Source organism: Orlajensenia flava (assembly GCF_004801905.1).
Classification (GTDB): Bacteria; Actinomycetota; Actinomycetes; order Actinomycetales; family Microbacteriaceae; genus Orlajensenia; species Orlajensenia flava.
Map to the genome: position 1 here is coordinate 1 of NZ_SSSN01000021.1, position 3,866 is coordinate 3,866.

Genomic DNA, 3,866 nt, shown 5'->3' on the forward strand with positions numbered 1-3,866 from the left:
TTCGCTCAAGGGCATGATGCAGGCCATCCAGGACCTCGACCAGCAGCTCGCCGGCGGCTGAAACCCGCACGAACGCTCACCCGTCCCGTCCTGAGGAGGAATCATGGTCGACGTCCTCGTCGAATACAGCGTGCTCAATGAGCTCAACGGCTCGCTCAAGCAGATCATCGTCGAGCTGCAGGAGGCCGAGTCGCGTGCAACCACACTCGAGGGCGACATCGGCGATCCCTACGGCCGCAACAAGCTGCGCGAGGCGGCCGAGGAGTTCGAGGACGGCTGGGACGACCGTCGCAAGGCGCTCAAGGAGGACCTCATGAAGATCCAGGAGCGCGTCGAGGGCACCGGTCAGGGGTGGGCGAACTGGGACACCGAGGTCTCGTCCAAGCTCGCCGTCGAATCCATCGAGGCCGACACGATGCCGAAGGCGAACTGACATGAGCGAGATGGAGCAGTCCCCGGGGGGCAACGACATCGAGGTCGTGATCGGCTCGGCCGACGCGATCGTCAAGCGAGGTAAGCAGGTCGAGGACCTCGGCGGCCAGATGACCGGCGCTGCGGGCGTGCTCAAGGTCATCGCGACCGATGGCGTTCCGCAGAAGGGGCTCTCGATCGACAAGATCAAGGACGTCGTCGGAGAGGTCTACGAGGAGCTCGCCCTCGCGGGAGAGCGCTACACGCCGACGGGCACCGCTCTCATCGCCTACGGCAACGCGCTGGACGGCGTGCAGGACTCCATGAAGGTCATCGTGCCGGAGTGCCAACACCGTTGGGACCTCTACGTGACCGCCCGGGGCGGGTACGACGACGTCAATCATCCGATTCCCACGGCGAAGCCCGGCCCGGCCCCGTTGCCGCCCGGAGCGACCCCTCCTCCTCCCGGCCCGACGCCCGAGGAGACCGCCCACGCGCACGACATCGCAGCCGCCCACGCGGCGATGGAGGCCGCGCACCAGCACTTCATCGACGAGGCGAAGCTGTTCGACGTCCAGTTCGACACGTGGGAGACGGCGTTCAACACCGCAGCCGATCACATCGGCACGGCGACGGATGGCGGCATCGAGGACGGCTTCTGGGACGACGTCGACGGATTCGTCGACTTCGCGCTCAAGATCCTGCAGTGGGCCGGCATCGTCCTCGCGGTGCTCGCCTTCATCGTCGGGGGACCGATCATCGCCGCTCTCGGTGCCATCGTGGCGATCGCCACCCTGGCGCTCACGCTCTACAAGGCGTCCCGGGGCAACTCGAGCCCGCTCGAAGTCGGACTCGCCATCGTCGGAGTCATCCCGTTCGGAAGCCTCGCCAAGTTCGCGGGCGGTGCGAGCCCGGGAGCCAAGGCATTCCTCAACGAGGCGTTGGGCGGACTCGGCACGGCCGCCGGTCGCGGTGAGTTCGTCACCGCAGTCACGACCATGAAGAGCACCTTCTCGACGGCGCGGACCTTCGGTGCCGGCGCGTTCACGGCCGGCACGTCCGCATTCCGTGGGTCGTACGCCTTGGAGGACGTCGCGGCACGCATCATGGGCTACGGAACCGCAGCCGACTCCGCCGCTGCCCTGGCGAGCGGAGGTTGGGGTGCGGCCGGACATCTCCTCGGGCATTACGGCTGGGTCGTCAACAGCCCCGGCCAGGTGTTCCTGGGTGCCAAGGATCTCGCCGACGAGAGCGGCGACAACTCCACGGTCTCCACCTGGGAGAAGCAGCTCGCGACCAACGGATGACGCGCTGTGGGATGATCGACGTGCCATTCGAGGGGGGCACCGGCCGATGAACGATCTACGCGCGGAGCTGATGCGCGGTCGCGACGACGCACTCCCGGAGTTCTCGATCGTGCTGCCCAGCGGCTGGAGCGAGTTCGACGCGTCGCCGTCCTCCGAGCATGACCTCGTCGATCGGGCGGCGAAACGGCTGCGGTCAGCGCATCGCCCCGATCTCCTCGCCCAACTACGTGCACTCACCGGCCGGGCATTCGCGGGAATGCGCGGAGCGCAAACGGTTCGGTTCTACATCCAGACCGAGGCGTGGGAGGAGGACCTCGTTCTGCCTCTGTCGATCACCGCCAGCGTGCGGACCGCTCCAGCGGGCGGCTCGCTCGATGAACTCGTCGTCGACCTCATCCGCACCAAGGGGGGAACCTCATTGCAGGGCGACACTCGCTTCGTGCGGTGGGAGACCCACTCGGAGGTGGCCGTGGGCACGGCGACGGTCGGGCAGATGACGACCGCCTACGTCACGCCCATCCCGGGATCGGACCGAAGCAAGGCGCTCCAGCTGACCGCGGTCGTCGTGCACCCGAGGGACGGCACCTACACGCGCGAGACGCCGATCATCGCCGATATGTTCGCGCTCGCCGACGCGATCGTGAGCACGCTCACCTGGCAGTCGGCGTGAGGATCGGCTACCGCGCAGACCAGCGGTTCTGGCTGCACGTGCCTCCCGCATTCCCCACGGACGAGTTCGCGACCATCGTCGAGTGGGAGGCGGATGTCACCGAGCGCTACTCGAGCGGGCGACCCGCTGCCACACGCGATGAACTCGATCTCGTGCGTCGGAACGCTCGCGACGCGGTGAGTCGGTTGACGTCCACCGTGACGTTCGGACTGCAGTTCTGGCCGCTGCAGGCTCCGCTCTGCGTTCTCCTTCACGTCGAGGTGGCTCCGCCGCTCTCCGCCGACGCCGACCTCGCCTCTGAACTGCTCGGAGAGGTTGCGCTCGCCATCCGTCCACAGGTCGAGTCCGTCGCCGTCGCCGGGATCGGCGACGGCATCTCTGCCCGATTCATCGGTGCCAGGACCGACGAGCGCGGTGAGCCGGAGGCGGGCATCGGCTACATCCTGTCGGGTCCGGAATGCGCCGTGCGCATCACGTCCGAGCCGACGAGCACCACCGTGATCGGTCTCATCGACGTCCCACTGCGCGAGGTCGTCTCGACGATGCGGGTGCTCGAATGAGCCCGAGCACCTCTCGATACGTTGGCAGATGATGGACAGCGCCCTGGCCTACGCCCGTTCCGTCCAGACCGGCGACACCCCGTTGTCATGGTCTGATCTGGAGCGGAGCGCGTTCCACGCTCATCCCGACATCCAGGAGTCGCTCGGCCAGACCAACGCCGACCTCCCTTCGCGACCAGCCGGCGGACTCGCCTCCGGTGTTCTCGCGCTCGGTGCCGGGGTGATCGAGATCTGGCCCCTCATCGCCGCGGGCATCGTCCTGACGGCGGGCAGGCTGGGTGCCGACCTCGACGTTCCGCTGGCGGTCGCGGGCACCGGCGCCATCGGCTACATCGTCTCCCGCGTCATCCTGGACGTGCGCGTCATGCGCGGGCGGGCAGACGTCTCGGCGACGAGGGCTCTCCTCAACGGGGTCGCGGTCCTGTTCGGGGCGCTCGCCGTCTGGGCGACGACCATAGCCTCCCGCGACGCCGGACTCGCGCGTGTGTGGGTTGCCGTGTTCGTCGCCATGGCCGTGAGTAGCGCTGCAACCGCGGTCACGATGGCCGTACGCGTGTGGCGCTCGGGCGGCGCTTCCGTTCCGGCTACCCGGTTCGACGAACTGCGGCGCGCCGTGGACGCCCTCGCCCCTGGCGAGAGGGAGTCGATCCGCAGCGACCTCGCTCGGGCCGTCGACATTCTCGCCGATGCCGGGGTGATCGACCACGATGAGGCCGCTGACGCGGCGAACGCCCCCCTCGGCGGCCTGGCACGACAGGAATGGGCGCGTTCGCAGTCCTCGCGGTGACGAGCAGGGTGGGTACCTCTCCCCATTGGTGAAGTCGTTGCCCGACCGTTAGCGTTGCTGCAGATGGTCCGGATGGGCCGACATCATGAAACGGAAGGTTCAGGATTATGGCTGATTTCGGTGCGTCTTAC

Annotated in this window: 5 protein-coding genes; all 5 read left to right on the top strand. The window is 67.8% G+C overall.

The window, feature by feature from the left end; translation table 11 throughout:
* Nucleotides 1-103: 103 nt before the first annotated feature.
* From E6C70_RS16505 to E6C70_RS16525, 5 genes are read left to right on the top strand one after another with little or no spacing between them, the layout of a single operon-like run.
* Nucleotides 104-433, top strand: a complete 330-nt coding sequence (locus E6C70_RS16505) for a flagellar protein FlgN (protein WP_136425577.1) — start codon at nt 104-106, stop codon at nt 431-433.
* Nucleotide 434: 1 nt separating this feature from the next.
* The gene (locus E6C70_RS16510) at nt 435-1,718 is read left to right on the top strand and encodes a hypothetical protein (protein WP_136425578.1); all 1,284 of its coding nucleotides are present in this window, start codon (nt 435-437) and stop codon (nt 1,716-1,718) included.
* A gap of 46 nt (nt 1,719-1,764) precedes the next feature.
* A complete protein-coding gene (locus E6C70_RS16515; protein WP_136425579.1) occupies nt 1,765-2,388 on the top strand; it encodes a hypothetical protein in 624 nt (207 codons plus the stop codon).
* Nucleotides 2,385-2,948, top strand: a complete 564-nt coding sequence (locus E6C70_RS16520) for a hypothetical protein (RefSeq protein ID WP_136425580.1) — start codon at nt 2,385-2,387, stop codon at nt 2,946-2,948. The genes E6C70_RS16515 and E6C70_RS16520 overlap by 4 nt, the downstream gene beginning before the upstream one ends.
* A gap of 28 nt (nt 2,949-2,976) precedes the next feature.
* Nucleotides 2,977-3,735, top strand: coding sequence for a hypothetical protein (locus tag E6C70_RS16525; protein WP_136425581.1), 759 nt, complete (start codon nt 2,977-2,979; stop codon nt 3,733-3,735).
* Nucleotides 3,736-3,866: the final 131 nt, after the last annotated feature.